Here is a 22,535-nt window from a genome sequence, read left to right on the forward strand (position 1 = left end):
GCAACACTGCTCGTATGACCTCCACTCTCGCGCACGAGCAGCAGGACGAGCGGCGGAACGGGCCGGACCGGCGGCCGGCGCCCCAGGAGCCGCCCCGGCCGGCCGGTCCCTACGCCACGCACGACGTCACCAACCAGCCCCCTCCGCTCGCCCCCTACGACGCGTCCGACGACACGGCCCTGCTGGAGGGCCTGCGCCGGGAGGGCGCCGGATGGGCCGAGGAGGACGTACGGCGGCTCGGGCTGCGGGCCGGCGGCGCCGAGGCCCAGGAGTGGGCCGAGCAGGCCAACCGGCACGAGCCGGAGCTGCGCACCCACGACCGGTACGGCAACCGGGTCGACGAGGTCGACTTCCACCCGAGCTGGCACCACCTGATGCGGACCGCCGTCGCCGAGGGCCTGGCCGGCGCGCCCTGGGCCGACGACCGGCCCGGCGCGCACGTGGCCCGCACGGCGGGCGGGCTGGTGTGGGGGCACACCGACGCCGGCCACGGCTGCCCGACCTCGATGACGTACGCCGCCGTCCCCGCCCTGCGGGCCCAGCCCGACCTGGCGGCCGTCTACGAACCGCTGCTGACCAGCAGGGTCTACGAGCCCGGACTGCGGGCGCCGACGGAGAAGCCGGGCCTGCTGGCGGGCATGGGCATGACCGAGAAGCAGGGCGGCTCGGACGTGCGGACCAACACGACGGCGGCCACGCCGACCGCCGAGCCCGGCGTCTACACACTGCGCGGGCACAAGTGGTTCACCTCGGCGCCCATGTGCGACGTCTTCCTGGTGCTGGCCCAGGCGTCCGGCGGGCTGTCCTGCTTCCTGGTCCCGCGCGTCCTGCCCGACGGCAGCCGCAACGGCTTCCGCATCCAGCGGCTCAAGGACAAGCTGGGCAACCGGTCCAACGCCTCCTGCGAACCCGAGTTCGACGGGACGGTCGCCTGGCTGGTCGGGCCGGAGGGACGGGGCGTCAAGACGATCATCGAGATGGTCAACTGCACCCGCCTGGACTGCGTGATGATGTCGGCCGCGCTGATGCGCAAGACGCTCGTCGAGGCGGGCCACCACGCCCTGCACCGCCGTGCCTTCGGCGCGCGCCTGGCCGACCAGCCGCTGATGCGCAACGTGCTGGCCGACCTGGCGCTGGAGTCCGAGGCGGCCACGACGCTCACGCTGCGGCTGGCCGGCGCGGCCGACCGGGCCGTGCGCGGGGCCGGCGACGACGGCGAGGAGGCCGCGTTCCGGCGGATCGCCACCGCCGTCGGCAAGTACTGGGTCACCAAGCGTGGCCCGGCCTTCACCGCGGAGGCCCTGGAGTGCCTGGGCGGCAACGGCTACGTCGAGGAGTCCGGCATGCCCCGCCACTACCGCGAGGCTCCCCTGCTGTCGATCTGGGAGGGCTCGGGCAACGTCAACGCCCTGGACGTGCTGCGGGCGCTCGGCCGCGAGCCCGGCACCGCCGAGGCGCTGTTCGCCGAGCTCGCCCTGGCCCGGGGCGGCGACGCCCGGCTGGACGCGGCCGTCGCCCGCCTCAAGGACGGGCTCGGCGAGGCGTCCCCGCTCGGCGCGCGGCGCCTGGTGGAGCTGATGGCGCTGACCCTTCAGGGCGCCCTCCTGGTCAGGCACGCCCCGTCCGCCGTCGCCGACGCCTTCTGCGCGACCCGGCTGGGCGGCGACTGGGGCCACTCCTTCGGCACGCTGCCGGACAGCGCGGAGCTCGGGACGATCCTGGGGCGGGCGCTGCCGGGCCTGGCCTGAGGGAGCCCGCCGGCCGCACCGAGTTCGTGCCGCCCCGGGGACGGCGGCTTCGTCCGGCGGCGCGAGCACGGTGGGCCCGGCCGCCGCACGCACCACGGCGTGAGCGGCGGCCGGGCCCGCTCACCGGGTCTCGCGGCCCCACAGGGGGTCGAAGCGGGCCCACTCGACGTCCCAGCGGTCCAGCCGCCGGCGTTCCAGACGGGCCCGCAGGAGACGGCCGCAGACGAACGGCACGGCGGCGGCGCCCACGCCCGCCAGGCCTCCGATCACCAGTGACCGGGTGTGGGCCTGGGCGGCCGTGGGCGGCCGGGTCACCAGCCGGCCGCCGCGGTCGGTCCACACGGTGACCGCGGTGCCGGCGGCGCTGCCGGAGGCCACCCGGATCCGGCCGGTACGACCGGCGCCGTCGGGCGCGGTCCAGCGCACCTGCGCCCACACGGAGGCGGGGTCGCCTGCCCCGCCGTGTCCGGCCCCCTCGTCGTCGGCGGCGGCGCCGGGCCTGCCGGGGTCGTCGCCGGAGACCGGAACGGGAGCCGTCCGGGTCACCAGCGCCACCGTGGGCCGCCACTCCAGCCGCTCCCGGGCGAGCCCGCGCTCCACCCCCCGGGCGCCCGCCCAGCCGGCGAGCGCCCCGGCGGCGACGGTGAGCAGCCAGACGCCCAGCACGACCCAGGCCTCCACCGCGTCGGCACGGCGCCTGAGCGGATTGCGGCGCCACCGCCACAGCCACACCTGGGGACCACGGACGGCCATCGAAGGCATCCTCCTCACGAACGCGCGGACACACCGGACCGCTCTTCCGTACGGAAAGCGGTTCGCCGATGCTCATCCCGGGTTCCCCGGGCCCGCGGTCCCATGGGCGCGCTGATCCCGCACCACCGGCCGGAGTACCGACGGTGCCGGTCCGACCTGCGACGACGGCCACGCGCGGGTGACTGTCAGTGGTGGGGTGCACACTGACCGGTGTCCGGGACGAAGGCGCCCGGGACGGCGATGTCGCCAAGCGGCGGAGGTGATCGGCATGACCGAGGTACTGCTCGCGGTGGGCACCCGCAAGGGCCTGTTCATCGGACGGCGGCGGGACGGCGCCTGGGAGTTCGACGACAGTCCCCTTTTCAACGCCCAGGCCGTGTACTCGGTCGCCATCGACACCCGCGGGTCCGTCCCGCGGCTGCTGGCCGCCGGCGACAGCGCGCACTGGGGACCGTCCGTCTTCCACTCCGACGACCTGGGCCGCTCCTGGACCGAACCGGCCCGGCCGGCCGTGAGGTTCCCCAAGGACACCGGCGCCTCGCTGGAGCGGGTGTGGCAGCTGCACCCGGCGGCCGCGGAACCGGACGTGGTGTACGCCGGCACGGAACCGGCCGCGCTGTACCGCTCCGAGGACCGGGGTGAGAGCTTCGACCTGGTGCGGCCGCTGTGGGAGCACCCCACCCGCTCGAAGTGGGTGCCGGGCGGCGGCGGTGAGGGTCTGCACACCGTGGTGACGGACCGGCGCGACCCGCAGGCCGTCACGGTCGCGGTGTCCACCGCCGGGGTGTTCCGCACGTCCGACGGCGGGGCGAGCTGGGCCCCGTCGAACTCGGGGGTCTCCGCCGTGTTCCTGCCGGACCCGAACCCGGAGTTCGGGCAGTGCGTCCACAAGGTCGCCCAGGACTCGGCCGACCCGGACCGGCTGTACCTGCAGAACCACTGGGGCGTGTACCGCAGCGACGACGGTGGCGCGCACTGGACGGACATCGGCGAGGGACTGCCCTCGACGTTCGGCTTCGCGGCCGCCGCCCATCCGCACCGCGGCGACACGGCGTACGTCTTCCCGATCAACGCCGACGCGGACCGGGTGCCCGCCGGCCACAGGTGCCGGGTGTTCCGCACGGCCGACGCGGGCGGCAGCTGGGAGCCGCTGTCGGCGGGCCTGCCGCGGGAGGAGCACTACGGCACCGTGCTGCGCGACGCCCTGTGCACCGACGACGCCGACCCGGCGGGCGTGTACTTCGGCAACCGCAACGGCGAGGTGTACGCCTCGGCCGACGACGGCGACAGCTGGCGGCAGTTGGCCGCGCACCTGCCGGACGTGCTGTGCGTGCGCGCGGCGGTGATCGGGTGACCACCGCGACCGCCCCCGGTCCGCACGGTGCGCCGGCCGCCGCGGTCCGGTCGCCCCTCCTGCCGTCTCCGGCCTCTGCCCGGCAACCGCTTGATCATCGCCCGGGGCCCGGCAGTAGGGTGACGCCCGTGGCACCACGACCCTTGCATGAAATCGTCGAACCGGGCTGGGCGAAGGCCCTCGAACCCGTGGCCGGAAGGATCGCCCAGATGGGCGACTTCCTGCGCGCGGAGATCGCCGCGGGACGCACCTATCTCCCGGCCGGGGCGAACGTCCTGCGGGCCTTCCAGCAACCCTTCGACGACGTACGCGTCCTGATCGTCGGACAGGACCCGTACCCGACCCCGGGCCACGCGGTGGGACTGTCGTTCTCGGTCGCGCCCGAGGTGCGTCCGCTGCCGGGAAGCCTCCTCAACGTCTACCGGGAGCTGAACAGCGACCTGGGACACCCCCAGCCGTCCTCCGGCGACCTGACGCCGTGGACCCGGCAGGGCGTGCTGCTGCTCAACAGGGCGCTCACCACGGCCCCGCGCAAGCCGGCCGCCCACCGCGGCAAGGGCTGGGAGGAGGTCACCGAGCAGGCGATACGCGCACTGGCCGCACGCGGCAAGCCCCTCGTGTCGATCCTGTGGGGCCGCGACGCCCGCAACCTCCGCCCGCTGCTCGGCGATCTGCCCTCGGTGGAGTCGGCGCACCCCTCCCCCATGTCGGCCGACCGCGGCTTCTTCGGCTCCCGGCCGTTCAGCCGCGCCAACGACCTGCTGATCGGACAGGGCGGACAGCCGGTGGACTGGCGCCTGCCGTGACGGGCGGCGCGGAGACCGGAGCCGAGGGGTACCTCGCCGTCGACTCCGGCGGTTCCGGGATCCGGGCGCTCATCGGCGTGCCCGGCCGCGGACCGCTGGCCGAGCGCCGTTCCGCGGAGCCCGTGCGCACCGGTGACAGGGGCATCGACCCCGCGCACCTGATGGCGCAACTGCTGCCCATGGCCCGGGCGCTGACCGCCGAGGCAGGAGTGGGGCGACTGGCGACCGCCGTCGTGGGGGCCGCCGGGTTCGCCACGCTGGGCGACGCGTTGCGCGCCGAACTGCCCGGCGCGCTCGCGCGGGAACTCGGGGTGCGCCGGGTCGCGCTCGCCGCCGACGCGGTCACCGCGTACGCCGGCGCCCTCGGTCCGCGCCCCGGCGCCGTGATCGCCGCCGGAACGGGACTGATCGCGATCGGCACCGACCTGTCCCGCTGGCGTCGCGCGGACGGCTGGGGCCATCTGCTGGGCGACTGCGGCGGCGGGGCCTGGATCGGCCGGGCCGGACTGGAGGCCGCGCTGCGTGCCCACGACGGGCGCGAGGGCGGTTCCACGGCCCTGCTGGCGCAGGCCGAGGAGGCGTTCGGGCCGATGCCCCGGCTGCCCGGCCTGCTCTACCCGCGCGCCGACCGCGCCGGCGTCCTGGCCTCCTTCGCACCCCGGGTCGCCGCCTGCGCCGCCGACGACGACCCGGTCGCCGCCGGTGTGCTGCGCGCCGCGGCCCGGCACATGGCCGAGTCGGCCGCCGCGGTGTGCCCGCCGGCCGGCGAGCCGCTGATCGCCCTCACCGGGGGCCTGTTCAAGATGGGCGACCCGCTCCTCGTGCCGCTGGGCCGGGAGCTGGCCGTACGGCTGCCGCACGCGCGGCGCGTCGCCGCCGAGGGCGATCCCCTGCACGGCTCGGCGCGCATCGCGACCGCTCTGGCCGAGGGCGCCCTCGCCCTGCCGGGTGACGAAAAGATGCTGTACGTCCCCCGGGCGCAAAGGGGCTGATTTCCCGACCGGCCTCCCGCATCCGGACGTGTCGGGCACGCGTCGGACAAGTGCGCCGATGTCCCGGTCGAGTTGTCGGGTCCGGGCGGAATGCGCACTTGGGTCAGCCATGATCGGTACGTAACTCATCAGACAAAACCGGACGGAAACCGCTCACCTGCACCCTCCCCGAACAGGGGCACCGCGAAAGCCAGTAACATGCGGCGCCATGAGCTCCCCCACTGGGCCCGCGTCCGGCCTGCCTGTACGAATGCCGCGCCCCCGCCAGCCCGGACGGCACCGTCGACCCGAACCGCTGGCGGCTCCCGAGGGCGCGCCCGCGCTCGTCCTGGCGGTGCCGGGCACGCCCAGCACCGCCACGCGCGGCCTCGCCGAGGAGGTCGTGAGCATCGCCCGTTCCGAGCTGCCCGGCCTGGACGCCCTGATCGGGTACGTCGACGGCGATGACTCGGAGTTCCCGACCCTGCGGTCCGTGCTCGCGCGCGCGGCCGACGAGCGGACCGCCCGGTACGAGCAGGCCCTCGCCGCCGGTCTCGACGTCAAGGAGCCCGACGGCCCGGTGGCGGTCGTCGTGCCGCTGCTCGCCGGCCCGGACAGCGCGCTGCTGCGCCAGATCCGCCAGGCCGTCATGGACAGCCGGGTCGCCGCCGAGCTGACCGATGTGCTCGGCCCGCACCCGCTGCTCGCCGAGGCGCTGCACGTGCGTCTGTCGGAGGCGGGGCTCGCCCGCGCCGACCGCGCCCGGCTGTTCACCGTGGCGACCGCGGCGGACGGCATCATCCTCGCCTCGGTCGGGGGCGAGGAGGCCGTGCAGGCCGCCGGGATCACCGGCATGCTGCTCGCCGCCCGCCTCGCCGTGCCGGTGATGGCCGCCGCCCTGGACCAGGAGGGCTCGATCTCGGCCGTCGCCGAGCAGCTGCGTGCCTCCGGCTCCCAGCAGCTGGCCCTGGCCCCGTACCTGATCGGCCCGGAGATCGAGGCCGAGCTGATCGAGGCCGCCGCCAAGGAGGCGGACTGCGCCGCCGCCGAGTCCCTCGGCGCCTACCCGGCGATCGGCAAGCTGGCCCTGGCGAAGTACACGACCGCCCTGGGCATCGCCCCGCAGCAGGCCCAGAGCACGCCGGTCCTCTGACCTCGGCGTCCGCCAGGCACCGAGCACGAAGGCACCACCGCACGACAGCACGCCGTACGACCACGCCGAAGGGCCCGCTCCGCACAGACCGGCGCGGGCCCTTCGCCCTGCCGCGCTCGTGACGGCAGGCGGCCCTGGCGGTCCTACGGCCCGGCGGCGCGCGGACCCGCAGGGTGATCAGCCGAAGATCACACAGGAAGCGGCCGCCACCCGCACCGCGCCGGCGCGCTCCGGCAGCCCCGTGGCCGGGTCCACGGCGAACCAGGTCACGTCCCCGGAGCGCTCGTTCACGACGTACAGGAAGACGCCCTCCGACGCGGAGCGGCCGGACGACGAACCGTGGGACAGGGCGAGCGCGCGCGGCCAGTGGCCGCCGCACGGCACCGTCCCCACCCGTGTGAGCCCCTCCCCGTCCGCGTCGACGGCGAAGGCGGAGAGCACGTCCTCGCCGCGCGTGGCGGTCCACAGGAACCGGCCGTCCGGCGCGACGACGATGCCCGAGGGGTAGGCGTCGCCGGCCGGGGTGTCCGGCAGGAGCGGCGTCTCGGCCAGCGGCCTGAGCGAGCCGGCCGCCGCGTCCCAGCGGCAGACCGTGACGGTGGGCGTGAGTTCGTTGACGACGTAGGCGTGCCGGCCGTCCGGGTGGAAGGCCAGGTGACGGGGGCCGGAGCCGGGGCGCAGCGCGACCTCCCGGTGCAGTTCGAGCCTGCCGTCGGTCAGCGCGCACACCCGTACCGAGTCCGTGCCCAGGTCGACGCTGACGACCCAGCGGCCGCTGGGGTCGGGCTGCACCTGGTGGGCGTGCGGGTCGCGCTGGCGGCGCTCGTGCGGACCGGAGCCGCTGTGCCGCAGTACCCCGGAGGGCGCGTGGGCGAGGCGCCCGTCGGCCCGGACGGGCACGGCGCTGACGCTGCCGGAGCCGTAGTTCGCGGTGAGGACGTGTCCGTCGAACAGGCTCAGGTGGGTGGGTCCGCTGCCGCCGACCCGCACGGGCGGGCCGGTGAGTTCCAGCGCCGCGTCCTTGACCCGGTACGCGGCGACCGCGCCCTCGGTGGTCTCGCTGACGGCGTAGAGCGTGTCGCCGTCGGGCGACAGGGCCAGGTAGGACGGGTCGGGTACGCCGTCCACGCTGGTGAGCGGCGTCAGCGCCCCGCTGTCCCCGGCCACGGCCGCGGCGACGACGCCGGGGCCGCCCGCCGCCGTGAACGATCCGATGAACGCCCGCCGTGCCCGCCTGCCGCCGTCTGTCACCGCTGTCCCCTCTCGGTCGACCCGTTGCGGTGACGGTAGCAGTCGATCACGCGCGGTCTAGACCAAGACTCCGGCTCCGGTCGAACCCGCGCGCCCCGCCGCGGCCGGGCCCGTACTCCGGACGCGGTCCGACTCGGGTCCCAAGGCCGGCCCGACGCACGCCTCAGGTCAGGCCCGGCGTATGACTCGTCGCCGGCCCGACGCATGTCCCGGATCCGGCCCGACGCATGTCCCGGGTCCGGCCGGCTCCCCGGCTCAGGCTCCGACCAGCGGGGAGCCCGAGGGTGCGCGCAGGGGTGCGGACAGCTCGGCCAGAGCGCGTTCGAGACCGTGCAGGTGGACGAGCGCGCCGGCGTCCGCGCCCGGCCGGGCGGCGACGGCGGTGACGGGTTCGGCGCCGCCGGTGAGCGCCTCCACCGCCGCCTCCACCCGCCAGCAGGCGGCGGCCAGCCGCGCGTCGTGGGAGGCCTCCGGGTCGGCGGCGACGGCGACGAGGCCGCGGATCTCGCGGGCGCAGTCGTCGAGCAGGCAGAGCACCCGCCGGGCGCGCCGCTTGCGGCCGAGCATCGGGTTCAGCGGGTGCACGAGCGGGGCGACGGAGAGCCGTACGCGGGCGAGCAGCTGTTCCAGTTCGGCGACCCGGAGGGCCGGGTCGGCGTCCACCGCGCCCGCGAGCCGGGCGGCCGCCTCGCCGGTGCAGGCGTGGACACAGCGCAGGGCGCGCTGGATCCAGGCGTCGGTGACGGCATGGGTGCTGACCGGCAGCACGAACAGTACGGCGAGCCAGGCGCCCAGCGCGCCGACGGCGGTCTCGCCGACCCGCAGGGCGAGCAGTCCGGGGGTCAGCACGCCGAGCAGGCCGTAGAGCGACTCGGCGAGCACCGTGACCCAGAGCATCATCCAGGTGTAGGACACCGCGGCCGTGTAGAAGATGCCGAAGACGCCCACGGCGACGAGCAGGGCCGTGGGCAGCGCGGCCCCGTGCAGGGGGACGACGAGGAGGGCGCCGAGGCCGATGCCCAGCACCGTGCCGAGCACCCGGCGGAAGCCCCGTACCAGGGTCTCGCCACGCGAGGCGGTGTTCACGAACACCCACCAGGTGGCGCCGACGGCCCAGTACCAGCGCTGCCCGGACAGCAGCTCGCCCAGGACGAGCGCGAAGCCGGCGCCGGCGACCGCCTGCACGGCCTGCCGGGTGGTCACCCGGGCCAGTCCGGTGCCGGCCGGCGGTGCGGGCGCGCCGACCGGGGGCAGCCCGCGTTCGTAGCACCACAGGCCGAACCGGACCGCCGCCGCGCTGAGCACGGACAGGACGACGGCGACGGACAGCTCGGGCAGCTGCCGGGTGGTGGCGTGCAGGAACTGCGCCACGAAGAAGGTCATGAACGCGAACACGCCGAGGCTGTGGCCGCGCGGCCCCCAGCGGCGCGCGTACACGCCGGCGCCGACCACCGCGAGGAAGGCGAGGTCGCGAACCAGGGGCCGCCCGTGCAGCGCGGAGGCGGCGGCGAGGACGGGGAGGCCGACGGCCGGCAGCAGCGCGGTGGTGACGGCCTGGCCGCGGACGGTGGGGTCGGCGACGGTGAACAGGGCGAGCAGCGCGGCGAGCCCGCCGGTGACGGCGCCCGTGAGCGAGTGTCCGGCCGCGGCGCAGACGAGGACCGCCAGGCCGATGCCGAGGACGGCCCGGGCGGCGAAGCGCAGTCGCGCCCGCCCCGGGTCCGGAGCCGCGAACACCCTCTTCAGCACTGCTGATCTCCCCCTAGGAGCACGTGGAGTGCCGGCGCACGCGCCTTGCGCGCGGCAGCCGGACACCGACATGAAAAAGGCGCCGCGGGGTTCCGCAGCGCCATCGACGTCCCCATCAGAGCATCACCGTGGCCCCTGGCTCAAGTGACACGCCTCCGACTGGGCCATTGGCCCATACCGGCCGGTGCGATCCGCGCCGATCACGGGCCATTGGACGACGGTCGCTGGCTCATCCGAGCCGCCGTGTGCTGGGCCATTGGTACAGTCGTCGTGGATCGACGAACGCATCAGGAGGCGGCGCCGTCATGGCCGTGGACGAACTCGACACCCGCATCCTGCGGCTGCTGCTCGAACAGCCGCGCACCAGTGTGCGCGAGTACGCCCGTGTCCTCGGCGTCGCGCGCGGCACGCTCCAGGCCCGGCTGGACCGCCTCGAACGCGACGGCGTGATCACCGGCACGGCCCCCGCCCTCTCCCCCGCCGCGCTCGGTCATCCGGTGCTCGCGTTCGTGCACATCGAGGTGACCCAGGGCCACCTGGACGACGTCGGGGAGGCGCTGGCCGGGGTGCCGGAGATCGTGGAGGCGTTCTCCATCACCGGCGGCGGCGATCTCCTCACCCGGGTGGTGGCGCGGGACAACGCCCACCTGGAGGACGTGATCCAGAAGCTGATCAGCCTGCCCGGCGTGGTCCGCACCCGCACCGAGGTGGCCCTGCGTGAACGGGTCGCGCACCGGATGCTGCCGCTGGTGGAGTCGATCGGACGTACGGCGCGGAAGTGAGCCGAGGGCGGGGCGCGCCCTCATGACACCGGGGTGCGCGACGCGGCGGTGATCTCCGCCAGCCACCGGTCGACCGGGCCGAGGGCGACCAGGCCGCTGCCCGCGCCCGCCACTTCCCCGGCGGCCGGCAGCAGACGCGTCCGGGTCCGCTCCAGGGCCGTCCGGTCGCCGAGTTCCAGGGCGAGGGCCGCCTCCAGACAGCACAGGGCCTCCTGGAGCAGGTCGGCGGGCGGTTCGGGCAGGGCGCCCAGCGCGGTCCGGGCGTCGTCGCGGCGCCCTGCGCCGAGCAGGGCGAAAGGAAGCATCCAGGGACGGTACGGGCCCCAGTCCTCGCCCGGGTCGACGGCCCCGGCCGCCTCCGCCGCCGCCCTGGGCCGGTCCGCCAGCCGCAGGCACAGCAGCGCCAGCGGAAGCAGTCCGGCCGCCAGGCCCGGCATGCCCGCGCCGTCCAGAAGCGCGGCGGCCGACCGTACGGCCCGCTCGTCGCCGGCCTCCATCGCGCGGTACCAGCCCGTGAACACGGCCACCAGCGGGCGTTCGTGACGTTCTCCGAGGCGGTCGGCGGCAGCGGCGTGCGCCCTCGCGCCGGCCCGGTCGCCGAGCCCGGCGCGGGCCTGCATCCGCACGAGCTCGCCCAGCACCTCGTACGACGCCAGCCCGTGCCGCGCCGACAGGGTCACCAGTTCCTCGCCGATCGCGTCGCGCCGGGCGGCCAGGCCGGCTCGCGCGCAGGACTGCATGAAGCGGCCGTTGAGCGCGAAGGCGAGCAGCGCCGGGTCGTCGAGCCGGCGGGCGAGTGCCTCCGCCTCCGCCGCGGCGGCGGGCCCGCGGGGCGACCGGGTGCCCCGCGACTCCAGGGCGACGGTGGCCAGCAGACGGCAGCGGTCGGCGTCGTGGGCGGGACCGGGCGGGAGGGCGGCGAGGGTGCGCTCGGCCGCGGCGACGATCCGCAGGGCTGCCCGCGGATCGTCGCCGCGGGTCCAGACCGCCGGGACGTCGTAGGCGCCGATGACCCGGGCGGTCAGAGCGGGATCGCCCAGTTCCTCGGCGGCGTCGACCACCGCCGTGCGCTGCTCGCGCGCGGCGGCCAGTCCGCCTCCCCCGGCCAGCGCGAGGCCGCGCAGCAGTCCGACCGTCGACTCCAGCCGCGCCCGGGACCCGGCCGCGACGGTGCGGTCGTACGCCTGAGCGGCGCGGTGCCACAGGCTCGCCGCGCCGGCCGCCTCCTCCGGCGCCTCCAGCGCGGGGTCCTGAGCCAGCACGTCCGCCTCCAGACGGCGCAGAGCGGGTCCGGGGTCCACCCCGAGCTGGTCGACGAGCGTCGTGCGGGCGCGGCGCAGGACGGTCAAGGCGTCGCCCTGGCGGCCCGTGCGGTACAGCGCGAGCGCCAGCAGCCGCCAGGCCTCCTCGCGCCACGGATGGTCGGTGACATGGGCCTCCAGATCGGGCACCGCCTCGGCGGACCGGCCCAGTGCCAGCCGCGTGGCGGCCCGCTGCTCCTCGGCGCGCAGACGCAGTTCGGCCAGCCGGGCGCGCTCGGCGCGGGCCCAGTCGTCGTGGGCGAACTCGGCGTAGGCGGGCCCGCGCCACCACGTCAGGGCCTGTTCGAGCCGGTCGAGTGCCTGCCCGGGGGGCAGGCGGACGGCTTCGGTGACCGCCTTCTCGAACCGCCAGGCGTCCACCGCGTCCGGGGCGGCCCGCAGGGCGTATCCGGGGCCCTCGGTGACCAGCAGGTGGGCGGGGGCGCGGGGCGGGCGGTCGGGTTCCAGGGCGCGGCGCAGGGCGGCGACGAAGGTCTGGAGGGCTCCGACGGCTCCGGCCGGCGGCTGCGGCCACAGGTCCGCGACCAGCCGGGCGACCGGGACCACCCGGCGGCGGGCGACGATCAGCCGGGCGAGCACGGCGCGGTGCCGCGGCCCCTTCAGGTCCAGCGGGCCGTCCTCGCACTCGGCCGTCACCGGCCCGAGCACACCGAAACGGATCCCGTCCGTCATCGTCCACCTTCCTCTCGCCCCGGCGCACCGGCCGGCCGTCCCTGACCGACCCGTCCCCCGCCGGGCGCCGCTGACCGGTCGCCTTTGGACCGGTCGCCCCTTGTCGATCGTCCCTCGCCGCCCGGATTCGTTCGGTCCACGCCGCCGCCCGGTGCCGGCTCCTCGGCCGTCCGTCGCCGTCGGCGCCGCACCGGCGGACCAGCCTCCGTTCGCGGCCCGGCACCCCGGTGATCGCCGCACCGACGGTACGACGGTGCGGCGATCCGGTGGTCCGCTCGTCCGACTGTCAGCTCGTCGGGCGGTCGGGCGATCCGGTAGTCCGGCGGCCCGGTGTGCTGATCGTCCGCTGATCGGGGCGCGGCAGGCTCGGTGCAGCCGGCCGATCCGACCGGCCCCGCGAAGGAGAGGCATCACCGCATGACACCCGCCATCCCCGGTTTCGACCTGCGCCGCGTACCCGTCGCCGACGAAGTCGCGCTGACCACGGCCGTGGGCGGCTCGGGCACCCCCGTCGTCCTGCTGCACGGCTTCCCGCAGACCCACCTGATGTGGCGGCACGTGGCCGCCGACCTCGCCGCCGACCACACCGTGATCTGCCCCGACCTGCGCGGATACGGAGCCAGTGACAAGCCGGCCGACGCCGACGGAACGGTGTACGCGAAGCGGACGATGGCCGCCGACGTGGTGGCGCTGGCCGAGGCTCTCGGGCACGAGCGCTTCGCGCTGGCCGGGCACGACCGTGGCGCGCTGGTGGCCTTCCGCGCGGGCCTCGACCACCCGGAGAGGATCACCCACCTGGCCCTGCTCGACATCCTGCCCACCCTCGACATGTGGGACGTGCTGCGGGGGGCGCCGGCCGCCGTGGCCTTCCACCTGTATCTGATGGCCCAGTCGCCGGGCCTGCCCGAGCGGATGATCGCCGCCGCCGCGGACGACTTCTTCGGGTACTTCCTCGACGCCTGGACCCGGGACCCGAAGGCGCTGCCCGCCGACGTGCGCGCCGCCTACCTCGCGGCCTGCCGCGCCGCCGTGCCGTCGATCGTGGCGGACTACCGGGCCTCGGCCGGCATCGACGTGGCCCACGACCGTGCCGACCGGGAGGCCGGCAACCGGCTGCGCATGCCCGTCACCGTGCTGCAGCAGGACTGGGGCGCCGCCCTCGGCTACGACGCCGCCGCGCTGTGGCGGGCCTGGGCGCCGGACCTGCGCCACACCACGGTCGCCTGCGGTCACTTCATGGCCGAGGAGGCCCCGCGGGAAGTGGCGCGGGCGCTGCGGGAACTGCTCGCCGTTTGAGCCGCCCGACGCCCGCCCCGGCGACGGGGCTGTGGGGCGACGCCCGCTCACGGAGCCGGGGAGAAGCGGCGGCGCCCGGGTCGACGCCGGTCCGGCGGTCGGCGCCTGTCTGACAGGCGGCACTGGTCCGGCGGACGGCGCCGGTCCGGCGAGCGGCGCCTGACGGAGCTCAGGACCGGCGGCGCGAGCCGCCCTGCCGGCCGCCCCCCTTGGTCCCCTTCGCGCCCTTTCCGCCCTGCCCGCCCTTGGCGCTCCTGGCGCCCTTGGCCGTGCGGGAGGCGCCCGGGGCCTCCTTCCGGGCGGTCGCCCTGCCGGTGCGGCCGGCCGCCCGCTTCCCGCGGGCGCTCTCCCCCTCGCCGCCGGGCCGGTCCGCGCCCTGGGCACTGGAGCGTCCCCGGGTGCTGTTGACCGTCCGGCCGCGGACGATGCCGATGAAGTCCTCGACCATGTCCGTGGTCGCCTCCTCCGGCCAGGTGAGCGCGACGCCCGACTGCGGGGCGTCGACGACCGGCCGGTAGGTGAGGTCCCTGCGGTGGTGGAGGCGGGCCAGCGACTGCGGGACGACGAGCACCCCCACGCCGGCCGCCACGAGTTCGACGGCGTCCTCGGTGGTGGCGGGGCGCTCGAAGGCGGGCTCCCCGGGCGGCCGCTCCCAGCCGAGTACGTCGTCCAGGGGGTGGAGGACGACCTCTTCGGCCAGGTCGCCCAGCGACACCTCGTCCGCGGCCGTCAGCAGATGGTCCTTGGGGACGACGACGACCGTCGCCTCGGTGTAGAGCGGGATCGCGCTGAAGAACGTACGGTCCACCGGCAGCCGGACGAGGCCCGCGTCCGCCGCGCCGTCACGCAGTGTCGCGGGCGCGTCGGCGGCCGGGACCTGGACCAGATCGAGGGGGACGTCGGGCAGGCGCTCGTTCCAGGTCCGCACCCACTTCGCGGGCGTCACCCCGGGAACGTACGCGAGCCGGAACGTGGGGGATGTCTCCGAGCCTGTCACCCCGCCAGGTTACCCGCCGTGGTCGGAGCCCTCTCCGGCGGTCGATAGTCTGGACACCATGAAGTCGCACCAGACCGCCCAGACCATGAAGGCCGCCACGGCGGCGAAGAAGCTGGGTGTGTACCTCCCCGCCACGCCCGCCGAGTTCCAGCAGGGCGTCGTCTCGCGCGCCGAGCTGAACGAGCTCCAGGCCGATCCGCCCGAGTGGCTGCGGGAGCTGCGGATCAACGGCCCCCACCCGCGTCCGGTGGTCGCGGCCAAGCTGGGTGTCTCCATCGCCGGCCTGGCGCGCGGCGGAGTGACCGAGGCCCTCACCACGGAGCAGATCGAGGCGCTGAAGCAGGACCGGCCCGAGTGGCTGGAGAAGGAGCGCGCCACCCAGGCCGAGGTGCGCAAGGAGACCGCCCGTCTGAAGAAGCGGGACGCCGAGCGCGCGGAGGAGAGCGGCGAACCGCGTTCCTGACGGTGTCCCGCCCGGACCGGCCGACCGATCCGCCCGTCACGATCATCTGACCGATCTGATGAGGAGTCAGTCGAACTCGTGGATGATGCCGGTCGGACACGTGGACGATCCGGACAGGTCGAGGGGGCGCGCATGACCGAGGCGTTGGTGCTGGGCGGTGGCGGTGTCGGGGGCATCGCCTGGATCACCGGGCTGCTGACCGGGCTCGCGGAGAGCGGACAGGACGTGACGGGGGCCGACGTCATCGTCGGGACCTCCGCCGGGTCGGCCGTCGCTGCCCAGCTGGGCAGCGGACTGCCCCTGGAGGAGCTGTACGCCCGGCAGGTCGAGCCCTCGTTGCAGGCCGTCGAGATCATGGCCGAGATGGATCTGGAGGCCTTCGCGGCGCAGCTCGGGGCCGCGCTGGGCGGCGGTGCCGACGTGCCGGAGATGCGGCGCGCCGTCGGGGAGCTGGCGCTGCGCGCCGGGACCGTGCCGGAGGCCGAGCGGCGGGCGGTGATCGAGTCGCGGCTTCCGCGGCACGAATGGCCCACGCGCCGGCTGCGGATCGTGGCGGTGGACGCCGCGAGCGGCGAGCCGCGGGTGTTCGACGGCGCCTCGGACGTGAGCCTGGTCGACGCGGTCGCCGCGAGCTGCGCGGTCCCGGGGATCTGGCCGCCCGTGACGATCGAGGGCCGACGGTACGTCGACGGCGGGGTCCGTTCCGTCGCCAACGCCGACTACGCCGCCGGCGCCTCGCGTGTCCTGGTGATCGTGCCGATGGGCGCCGAGGAGCCGTTCCCGAGCGAGACGCCGCTGCCGCGGGCCGTGGAGGAGCTGCGCGCCCAGGGCGCCGAGGTGGCGGTGATCGCGCCGGACGAGGCGTCGAAGGCCGCGATCGGCGCCAACGCGCTGGATCCGGCCACGCGCGGGCCGGCCGCCGAGGCCGGGCGCGCGCAAGGACGTGCGCTGACCATCGAGTGGGTCCGCGGCTGAGCGGAGCGCTCTCGCGCGTCCGCGCGGCCCGAGCGGACACGAGCCCGGCCGTCGCCGTCATCCGCGTATCCCGGCCGCCCGGGCCTCCCGGCCGCCGCCGTCCGGCCCCCGCCACCGCGGGTCCGGTTCCCGTCCGGCGGGTACCCGGCGAGCGGCGGAGTCCCTCCCCGTGGAACATGGAGCCGAGCGACCCGGGAAGTGATGCCCATGATGTCCGAGACGGTGTCGGTGCCTGCCGACCGTGTGACGCTCGAGGGTGACTTCTCCGTCCCGGCCTCGGCCGGGGCGGTGGTGCTGCTCCCGCACGACGTGGACAGGTCCCGGCGGGACCCGCACAGCCAGGCGCTCGCCGCCCGGCTGCGAAGCGCCGGGTGGGCGACCTTGCTGGTGGACCTCCTCAGCGAGCGGGAGGACCGCGGGGCGACCGAGCGGGGGGAACAGCGCTTCGACGCGGGGCTGCTGGCCCACCGCCTGGTGGCCGCGGTCGACTGGGTCAGGGCCCAGCCCGGCACACGGACCCTGCCGGTCGTCCTCCTCGGCTTCGGCACGCAGGCGGCCACCGTGCTCGAGGCCGCCGCGGAACTGCCGGAGCACGTGCTGACCGTGGTGCTGTGGGGCGGGCTGCCCGACCCGACGGCCGACACGGTCCGGCGCGTACGGGTACCGGTGCTGTTCATCGCGGGCGGCCAGGAGTCCGGGGTGCTGAGGCTGACCGAGAGGGCGGCACGGCGCCTGCACTCCCCGCACTCCGTCCGCGTGGTGCCCGAGGCCACGCATCTCTTCCAGGGCCAGGACGAGCTGGACCGGATCACCGACATCGCCGGCGAGTGGTGCACGGAGTACCTGCGGTTCTCACGGGAGACCACCCGACCGCGGTGGTGACCGCCTCGGGCGGACCCGCACGCACGGCGCCCGGTGGGCGGGCGCGTCCTGACCGCCGTACGTGACCCGGCGACCACGGCCTTGGAGGGAAGATGACCGACGATCACCGTGGCACGGTCCTCGTGGGGATCGACGACACGTCCCACTCCTGGCTCGCCGTGGACTGGGCGGCCACGGAAGCGGCACTGCACGGCATGACGCTGAGGCTCGTCCATTCCGTGGGGCCCGGCCCCGAGATCGGATACGACCAGACCGGTGCCGGGCTCACCGACCAGGTCTTCCAGGCGGCCACCGGCATGCTGGACGACGCCCGGGGCCGGATCGCGGCCGACCGCCCCGACCTGCCGATCGAGACCGCGCTCGTCCACGGCCGGCCGGCGGAGGCCCTCCTCGGCGCGGCCCAGGACGCCGACGTGCTGGTGCTCGGCACCCGTGGCCGCGGCGGCTTCGCCGGACTGCTGCTGGGCTCGGTGAGCCTGAAAGCGGCCGCGCACGCGGACCGGCCGGTGGTCGTCGTCCGAGGCCATGTGGAACGGGCCGTGGACGACGACATCGTGGTCGGGATCCGCGACGACCGGGACGAGAGGGCCGTGCGGTTCGCCCTCGCCGAGGGGGACCGCCGCCGGGCCACGGTGCGCATGGTCCACGCCTGGACACCGCTGCGCGAGGCCGGGCTCATGGTGCCGCAGGTGGACACCATGGACGAGGAGCAGCGCGGTCATGCCGAGCTGCTGAGCCGCGCCGCCCGTACCGCCGGGGACTTCCCCGGGGTGCGGGTGGCCACCGAGCTGGCCGTGGGCTCGCCCGCCTCCGCGCTGGTGGAGGCCTCCGGGCGGGCCGGTCTCGTGGTGCTTCCGCGCCACCCGGCCGAGGGCGGCCTCGGACTGCCCCTGGGGTCGGTGACGCACGCCGTGCTGCACCACGCGAACTGCCCCGTCGCCATCGTGCCGGTGCGCTAGGTCCTGTCGTTCGGACCGTGCCGGGCTCGCGGGCCCCGCCCGCGAACTCCGCCGCCCGGTCCGGGGTGGTTCCCGGACCGGGCGCTCGAACGTCCGGGCGGCGCGGCACAGCCTCACGTCACCGCACAGGCGCGCCTCGGCGCCCGGCTCGGCGAAGAGGGCCGACTCGGCGCGCGGCGCCCTGTCGGCGGTCGTCGCGTCGTGGACGTAGGGCGACGTCGAGGTGGTCGGCCCGGAGGCGGAGGCGGGCCGTGAACTGGTCGCGGGTGAGCCGTGCGGGACCGCGCGCGTGATCGGCCACGGGTGGTTCGTGACGTCGAGCCCGCGCCGGGTCTCCTCCTCGCGGCCCCGGGCGGGGCCGGAGAACGATCGTGGGACGACCCGAACGGTCAGGGCGCAGAAACTCAACCGCAGTCGAGCAGGCCCGCGTCGCGCTTGGCGTCGAGTACGCGGCGCACGCCGGCGTCGACCTTGGCCCGGAACGAGGCGTCCTGCTGCACCCGGGTCTGGAGGGCCTGTGTCATCGCGGGTATGGTGCTCGGCCGCACGGTGAGGATCATGTCGCCGCCTGCCGCGATGAAGTTCACGGCCCGCTGGCCGGGGCTGAACGACCGCACCGCGACGGCGTTCCCGAGGTCGTCCGAGATGACCACGCCCTTGAAGCCGAACTGGCCGCGCAGCAGATGGTCGACGACCGTCGGCGAGAAGGCCGCCAGGTGCTTGGGGTCGATCTTGGTGTACGTGGCCGACGAGATCATCACGAAGGGGGCTCCGGCCTGGATGCCGGCCCGGAAGGGCGCGAGGCTGGAACTGGAGGCGGTCGTCACCGAGTCCACGACGTTCGCGGTGGTGTCGGTGTTGCCGATCACCTGGCCCAGTCCGGGGAAGTGCTTGAACGTGGTCATCACGCCGGACTGCGCGAACCCGGCGGCGAAGGCGCCGGTGTGCGAGGTCACGGTGTCCGCGGTGTGGCCGTACTCCCGCTGGAAGGAGCCGATGGGGATGTTGCGGGTGCCCAGGGAGGCCGGGACCACGTCGGCGACCGGCGCCAGATTCAGGTCGACCCCGGCGGACTTGAGCTCCTTGGCCCACTCCGCGGCTCGGGCGCGCAGCGTCGCGGTCGGCCAGCTGCCCTGGGTCTGGCCGCTGGGCATGGCCGAGAAGCCGGGGCCGTTGAGCACCTGCACCCGGCCGCCCTCCTGGTCGGTGGCGACCAGGTAGCCGACCTTCCGGCCGTCGATCTGGTCCGCCTGCCCCCGGAAGCCGTCGACGACCTTCCTGGTGGCCGTCGTACCGGCGGTGCTGCGTCCGGTGAGCATGACGGCGCCGACGTGGTTGTTGCGCAGCGTGCGCAGCTGGTCCTGGGAGGGGCCGGTCGCGGGAAGTCCGCCCATGATGAGCTGGCCCACCCGTTGGGCCGTGGTCATGCCGGACAGGTACCGGTCGGTGCAGGTGGCCGCGGTCGGCGACGCGGCGGCACTGGTGGTGGCCGGGAGGGCGTCGGCGCCCGTACGGCTCGGCGGTGACTTCGGGGTGCCCGTGACCACCGTGCCGTGGCTGGTGGTGGGAGACCGCGGCGAGTCGGCTGTCGCCCCTGGTGTCGCCGATGTGCCGCAGGCGGTGACGGCGAGCGCCACGACGGCCAGCGAGGCTCCGGTGAGCGGACCTGTGCGACGGCGGCCCCTGGGCTGCTGCCGGACGCGTATCGTCATGCTTGTTCTCCCGGCCTGGACGAGTCGGGGCTGCCTCCGGCCGCGTGCTGCGCAGTCACTTCCGTCACGGCGAGCCCGGTTTGCTGCGTTCTTCACACCGTACGCTGCCGGGAATTCGTTCGCCTCTCGGCGGTCGCGGTGAGATGCCCGGGCCAAGCCCGGCGTCGCCCGCGCGACTACCCGAGGAAGGACAGCCGCACCTGCCGGTCGGGGTTGTCCTTGTTGGTGTCGACCAGGCACACCGACTGCCAGGTGCCCAGCTCCAGGCGGCCGCCGAGGACCGGGATCGTGGCGTGCGGCGGGACGATGGCCGGCAGGACGTGGTCACGGCCGTGGCCGGGGCTGCCGTGGCGGTGCTGCCAGCGGTCGTCCGCGGGCAGCAGGGTGTGCAGGGCGGCGAGGAGGTCGTCGTCGCTGCCGGAGCCGGTCTCGATGATCGCGATCCCGGCGGTGGCGTGCGGCACGAACAGGTTCAGCAGGCCGTCCCGGCCGGCGGCGGCGTCCCGCAGGAAGGCCTCGCAGTCGCGGGTGAGGTCGACGACCGTCTCACGCGAGCCGGAGGCGACGTTCAGGACTCGGGTGGTGAAGGCATGTGACATGCCCCCATCCTCCTCGATCCTCGGGGAAGATCCGTGCCCGCGGCGCGGTTGACCGCTGCGTGGACAGCATGCGCGAGGTCGATGTGGTCGTCGTGGGGGCCGGGCAGGCCGGACTGTCGAGCGCCTATCACCTGCGGCGCGCCGGATTCCGGCCGGACCGCGACTTCGTCGTGCTCGACCACTCACCCGGTCCGGGCGGCGCCTGGCAGTTCCGGTGGCCGTCGTTGATGTACGGCAGGGTGCACGGGATGCACGCGCTGCCGGGGAGGGAACTGACCGGCGCCGATCCCGCGCGGCCGTCGGCGGACGTCATCGCCGGGTACTTCGCCGACTACGAACGCGCCTTCGATCTGCGGGTGCGACGGCCGGTGGACGTGCGCGCCGTGCGGGAGGGGACCGGTGGACGGCTGCTCGTGGAGACCTCCGACGGCATGTGGTCGGCGCGGGCGCTGATCAACGCGACCGGCACCTGGGAGCGCCCGTTCTGGCCGCGCGTCGCCGGGCAGGAGACCTTCCGCGGACGGCAGTTGCACACGGCCCGGTACACGGGGCCCGAGGAGTTCGCCGGTCAGCGGGTGGTCGTGGTCGGCGGGGGCGCGTCCGGCACCCAGCACCTGCTGGAGCTCGCGCCGTACGCGGCGGCCACCACCTGGGTGACCAGGCGCCCGCCGGTCTTCCGCGAGGGGCCGTTCGACCAGGAGGCGGGCCGGGCCGCGGTCGCCCTCGTCGACGAGCGGGTGCGCCAGGGGCTGCCGCCCCGCAGCGTCGTGTCCGTCACCGGTCTGCCGTTGAACGACGCCGTGCGGCAGGGGCTGGCGGACGGGGTGCTCGACCGGCGGCCGATGTTCGACCGGATCACCCCGGACGGCGTGGCCTGGCGGGACGGGCGGCAGGTGAGCGCCGACGTCATCCTCTGGGCGACCGGGTTCCGGGCCGTGCTCGGCCACCTGGCGCCGCTCGGGCTGCGCGAGCCGGGCGGCGGCATCCGTGTCGAGGGGACGCGAACGGTGGCCGACCCCCGGATCCACCTGGTGGGGTACGGCCCGTCGGCCAGCACGGTCGGCGCCAACCGGGCCGGGCGCGCGGCCGTCCGGGACATCCGGCGGCTGCTCGCCGAGGGGCCTTCCGAGGCGGCGGCCTGAGGCCGTCCGGACCGGCGGCAGGGGCGGCGCGCTCGGGTCGGCCGAGGGGTCTGCCCGGGGCCGGCCCGCGGGTCACTTCGACGGCTTCGGGCTCGGACTCCGCTTCCGCGCGAGGCTCTGCTGCCGGGCGTCGAACTCGGCGACATTGCGCTCGTGTTCGGCGTAGTCGGCGGTGAAGCGTGTGTCGCCCGGTTTCACGGTGACGAAGTACAGCCAGTCGCCCGGGGCCGGGTCGAGCGCGGCACGCATCGCGTCCTGCCCCGGGTTGTCGATGGGGGTCGGGGGCAGCCCCATGCGCTGATAGGAGTTGTACGGGCTGTCCAGCCGGGTGTCGGCGGCGGTCGTGCGGACGCCGGTGCGGCCCAGGGCGTAGTGCAGGGTGGAGTCCATCTGCAGCGGCATGCCGCGCTCGAGCCGGTTGAACACCACCCGGGCCACCTTCGCCATGTCCGTCTTCGTCCCGGACTCGGCCTGGACGATGCTCGCGACGGTGACCGCCTGGTAGAGGTTCATGTAGTCGCGCTGCGGGCCCGCCGCGACCGGGGCGGCGGCGAACTTCTTGACGGCTGTGTCGACCATGGCGGTCAGCAGCGACCGCGGGGTGGTCCTGTCGTCGAGGGGGTACGTCGCCGGATACAGGTAGCCCTCCGGATTGCCCCCGGCGGCGTCGGGCAGCTTCAGGCCGGCCTTGGCCGCCGCCTGCTCGGTGCTCCCCGCGGGCAGGGCGAGGGCCTTGTCCACGGCGGTGTACACCTGGCCGGCCCGCCAGCCCTCGGGGATCACGAGGGTGCGCGGGCGCGTCGGCCGGTCGCCGTCCAGGGTCAGCAGCGGCACCGCCACGGCGGTGCCGGCCAGGACGGCCCCGGACACGACGAGGGCCAGCCGGCCCCGGCGCGTCAGCTTGATGGTGTTCCGTGACGGAGTGTTCGTCTGCATGCGGGCACGGTAA

At 75.5% G+C, this 22,535-nt stretch carries 20 protein-coding genes; 12 read left to right on the forward strand and 8 right to left on the reverse strand.

Annotation, left to right across the window (positions count from 1 at the left end):
• Nucleotides 1–14 precede the first annotated feature (14 nt).
• Nucleotides 15–1,748 (forward strand): acyl-CoA dehydrogenase family protein, encoded by a 1,734-nt coding sequence (locus tag ACH5A8_RS15485; RefSeq protein ID WP_399002031.1) that lies wholly within the window; start codon nt 15–17, stop codon nt 1,746–1,748.
• Nucleotides 1,749–1,868: 120 nt separating this feature from the next.
• Here ACH5A8_RS15485 and ACH5A8_RS15490 read toward each other — a convergent pair whose 3' ends face one another.
• Nucleotides 1,869–2,501 (reverse strand): hypothetical protein, encoded by a 633-nt coding sequence (locus ACH5A8_RS15490; RefSeq protein WP_399002033.1) that lies wholly within the window; start codon nt 2,499–2,501, stop codon nt 1,869–1,871.
• 268 nt (nt 2,502–2,769) lie between these two features.
• Between ACH5A8_RS15490 and ACH5A8_RS15495 the strand changes: the two genes are divergently transcribed.
• From ACH5A8_RS15495 to ACH5A8_RS15510, 4 genes are all read left to right on the forward strand, one after another.
• Nucleotides 2,770–3,855, forward strand: a complete 1,086-nt coding sequence (locus ACH5A8_RS15495) for a WD40/YVTN/BNR-like repeat-containing protein (RefSeq protein WP_399002035.1) — start codon at nt 2,770–2,772, stop codon at nt 3,853–3,855.
• Nucleotides 3,856–3,983: 128 nt separating this feature from the next.
• Nucleotides 3,984–4,661 (forward strand): uracil-DNA glycosylase, encoded by a 678-nt coding sequence (locus tag ACH5A8_RS15500; RefSeq protein WP_399002037.1) that lies wholly within the window; start codon nt 3,984–3,986, stop codon nt 4,659–4,661.
• Nucleotides 4,658–5,653 carry an N-acetylglucosamine kinase gene (locus ACH5A8_RS15505; RefSeq protein WP_399002039.1) on the forward strand — a complete coding sequence of 332 codons (996 nt, stop codon included), beginning with the start codon at nt 4,658–4,660 and terminating at the stop codon, nt 5,651–5,653. The genes ACH5A8_RS15500 and ACH5A8_RS15505 overlap by 4 nt, the downstream gene beginning before the upstream one ends.
• A gap of 208 nt (nt 5,654–5,861) precedes the next feature.
• Entirely contained in the window at nt 5,862–6,785 is a 924-nt protein-coding gene (locus tag ACH5A8_RS15510; RefSeq protein ID WP_399002041.1) for a sirohydrochlorin chelatase, read from the forward strand.
• A gap of 177 nt (nt 6,786–6,962) precedes the next feature.
• On the opposite strand, the gene ACH5A8_RS15515 is transcribed toward ACH5A8_RS15510, so the two are convergent.
• Nucleotides 6,963–8,036 (reverse strand): lactonase family protein, encoded by a 1,074-nt coding sequence (locus ACH5A8_RS15515; RefSeq protein WP_399002043.1) that lies wholly within the window; start codon nt 8,034–8,036, stop codon nt 6,963–6,965.
• A 255-nt stretch (nt 8,037–8,291) separates the two neighbouring features.
• Nucleotides 8,292–9,785 carry an FUSC family protein gene (locus ACH5A8_RS15520; RefSeq protein ID WP_399002045.1) on the reverse strand — a complete coding sequence of 498 codons (1,494 nt, stop codon included), beginning with the start codon at nt 9,783–9,785 and terminating at the stop codon, nt 8,292–8,294.
• Between the two features lie 305 nt (nt 9,786–10,090).
• Here ACH5A8_RS15520 and ACH5A8_RS15525 point away from each other — a divergent pair, with 305 nt between their 5' ends.
• Complete coding sequence (locus ACH5A8_RS15525) at nt 10,091–10,567, forward strand: Lrp/AsnC family transcriptional regulator (protein ID WP_399002048.1); 477 nt, start codon at nt 10,091–10,093, stop codon at nt 10,565–10,567.
• A gap of 20 nt (nt 10,568–10,587) precedes the next feature.
• Here ACH5A8_RS15525 and ACH5A8_RS15530 read toward each other — a convergent pair whose 3' ends face one another.
• Nucleotides 10,588–12,561: a BTAD domain-containing putative transcriptional regulator gene (locus tag ACH5A8_RS15530; protein WP_399002050.1), complete on the reverse strand. Its 1,974-nt coding sequence runs from the start codon at nt 12,559–12,561 to the stop codon at nt 10,588–10,590.
• A 417-nt stretch (nt 12,562–12,978) separates the two neighbouring features.
• On the opposite strand from ACH5A8_RS15530, the gene ACH5A8_RS15535 reads away from it, so the two are divergent.
• Nucleotides 12,979–13,857: an alpha/beta fold hydrolase gene (locus tag ACH5A8_RS15535; RefSeq protein WP_399002052.1), complete on the forward strand. Its 879-nt coding sequence runs from the start codon at nt 12,979–12,981 to the stop codon at nt 13,855–13,857.
• A gap of 169 nt (nt 13,858–14,026) precedes the next feature.
• Here ACH5A8_RS15535 and ACH5A8_RS15540 read toward each other — a convergent pair whose 3' ends face one another.
• Nucleotides 14,027–14,854, reverse strand: coding sequence for a LysR substrate-binding domain-containing protein (locus ACH5A8_RS15540; protein ID WP_399002054.1), 828 nt, complete (start codon nt 14,852–14,854; stop codon nt 14,027–14,029).
• Nucleotides 14,855–14,912: 58 nt separating this feature from the next.
• On the opposite strand from ACH5A8_RS15540, the gene ACH5A8_RS15545 reads away from it, so the two are divergent.
• The 4 genes from ACH5A8_RS15545 to ACH5A8_RS15560 all read left to right on the forward strand — a co-directional run bounded on the left by ACH5A8_RS15545 (nt 14,913) and on the right by ACH5A8_RS15560 (nt 18,133).
• The gene (locus tag ACH5A8_RS15545; RefSeq protein WP_399002056.1) at nt 14,913–15,317 is read left to right on the forward strand and encodes a DUF5997 family protein; all 405 of its coding nucleotides are present in this window, start codon (nt 14,913–14,915) and stop codon (nt 15,315–15,317) included.
• A 132-nt stretch (nt 15,318–15,449) separates the two neighbouring features.
• A complete protein-coding gene (locus ACH5A8_RS15550) occupies nt 15,450–16,292 on the forward strand; it encodes a patatin-like phospholipase family protein (protein WP_399002058.1) in 843 nt (280 codons plus the stop codon).
• A gap of 207 nt (nt 16,293–16,499) precedes the next feature.
• Nucleotides 16,500–17,174, forward strand: coding sequence for a dienelactone hydrolase family protein (locus ACH5A8_RS15555; RefSeq protein WP_399002060.1), 675 nt, complete (start codon nt 16,500–16,502; stop codon nt 17,172–17,174).
• 92 nt (nt 17,175–17,266) lie between these two features.
• Nucleotides 17,267–18,133: a universal stress protein gene (locus ACH5A8_RS15560; RefSeq protein WP_399002062.1), complete on the forward strand. Its 867-nt coding sequence runs from the start codon at nt 17,267–17,269 to the stop codon at nt 18,131–18,133.
• A gap of 404 nt (nt 18,134–18,537) precedes the next feature.
• On the opposite strand, the gene ACH5A8_RS15565 is transcribed toward ACH5A8_RS15560, so the two are convergent.
• Together ACH5A8_RS15565 and ACH5A8_RS15570 are read right to left on the reverse strand one after the other, a co-directional pair.
• Complete coding sequence (locus ACH5A8_RS15565; protein WP_399002064.1) at nt 18,538–19,845, reverse strand: glycoside hydrolase family 3 N-terminal domain-containing protein; 1,308 nt, start codon at nt 19,843–19,845, stop codon at nt 18,538–18,540.
• A 176-nt stretch (nt 19,846–20,021) separates the two neighbouring features.
• Nucleotides 20,022–20,444 (reverse strand): secondary thiamine-phosphate synthase enzyme YjbQ, encoded by a 423-nt coding sequence (locus ACH5A8_RS15570; RefSeq protein ID WP_399002066.1) that lies wholly within the window; start codon nt 20,442–20,444, stop codon nt 20,022–20,024.
• Between the two features lie 59 nt (nt 20,445–20,503).
• On the opposite strand from ACH5A8_RS15570, the gene ACH5A8_RS15575 reads away from it, so the two are divergent.
• Entirely contained in the window at nt 20,504–21,586 is a 1,083-nt protein-coding gene (locus tag ACH5A8_RS15575; RefSeq protein ID WP_399002068.1) for an NAD(P)-binding domain-containing protein, read from the forward strand.
• 72 nt (nt 21,587–21,658) lie between these two features.
• On the opposite strand, the gene mltG is transcribed toward ACH5A8_RS15575, so the two are convergent.
• Nucleotides 21,659–22,522, reverse strand: a complete 864-nt coding sequence (gene mltG / locus ACH5A8_RS15580; protein ID WP_399002070.1) for an endolytic transglycosylase MltG — start codon at nt 22,520–22,522, stop codon at nt 21,659–21,661.
• Nucleotides 22,523–22,535: the final 13 nt, after the last annotated feature.

The organism is Streptomyces sp. NPDC018610 (assembly GCF_044391765.1).
GTDB lineage: Bacteria > Actinomycetota > Actinomycetes > Streptomycetales > Streptomycetaceae > Streptomyces.

Excerpts from the sequence above, each read along its gene's own strand:
- ACH5A8_RS15485 (WP_399002031.1), top strand. The coding sequence starts at position 15 with ATGACCTCCACTCTCGCGCACGAGCAGCAGGACGAGCGGCGGAACGGG.
- ACH5A8_RS15490 (WP_399002033.1), bottom strand. The coding sequence starts at position 2,501 with ATGGCCGTCCGTGGTCCCCAGGTGTGGCTGTGGCGGTGGCGCCGCAAT.
- ACH5A8_RS15495 (WP_399002035.1), top strand. The coding sequence starts at position 2,770 with ATGACCGAGGTACTGCTCGCGGTGGGCACCCGCAAGGGCCTGTTCATC.
- ACH5A8_RS15510 (WP_399002041.1), top strand. The coding sequence starts at position 5,862 with ATGAGCTCCCCCACTGGGCCCGCGTCCGGCCTGCCTGTACGAATGCCG.
- ACH5A8_RS15525 (WP_399002048.1), top strand. The coding sequence starts at position 10,091 with ATGGCCGTGGACGAACTCGACACCCGCATCCTGCGGCTGCTGCTCGAA.
- ACH5A8_RS15530 (WP_399002050.1), bottom strand. The coding sequence starts at position 12,561 with ATGACGGACGGGATCCGTTTCGGTGTGCTCGGGCCGGTGACGGCCGAG.
- ACH5A8_RS15535 (WP_399002052.1), top strand. The coding sequence starts at position 12,979 with ATGACACCCGCCATCCCCGGTTTCGACCTGCGCCGCGTACCCGTCGCC.
- ACH5A8_RS15545 (WP_399002056.1), top strand. The coding sequence starts at position 14,913 with ATGAAGTCGCACCAGACCGCCCAGACCATGAAGGCCGCCACGGCGGCG.
- ACH5A8_RS15550 (WP_399002058.1), top strand. The coding sequence starts at position 15,450 with ATGACCGAGGCGTTGGTGCTGGGCGGTGGCGGTGTCGGGGGCATCGCC.
- ACH5A8_RS15555 (WP_399002060.1), top strand. The coding sequence starts at position 16,500 with ATGATGTCCGAGACGGTGTCGGTGCCTGCCGACCGTGTGACGCTCGAG.
- ACH5A8_RS15560 (WP_399002062.1), top strand. The coding sequence starts at position 17,267 with ATGACCGACGATCACCGTGGCACGGTCCTCGTGGGGATCGACGACACG.
- ACH5A8_RS15565 (WP_399002064.1), bottom strand. The coding sequence starts at position 19,845 with ATGACGATACGCGTCCGGCAGCAGCCCAGGGGCCGCCGTCGCACAGGT.
- ACH5A8_RS15570 (WP_399002066.1), bottom strand. The coding sequence starts at position 20,444 with ATGTCACATGCCTTCACCACCCGAGTCCTGAACGTCGCCTCCGGCTCG.
- mltG (WP_399002070.1), bottom strand. The coding sequence starts at position 22,522 with ATGCAGACGAACACTCCGTCACGGAACACCATCAAGCTGACGCGCCGG.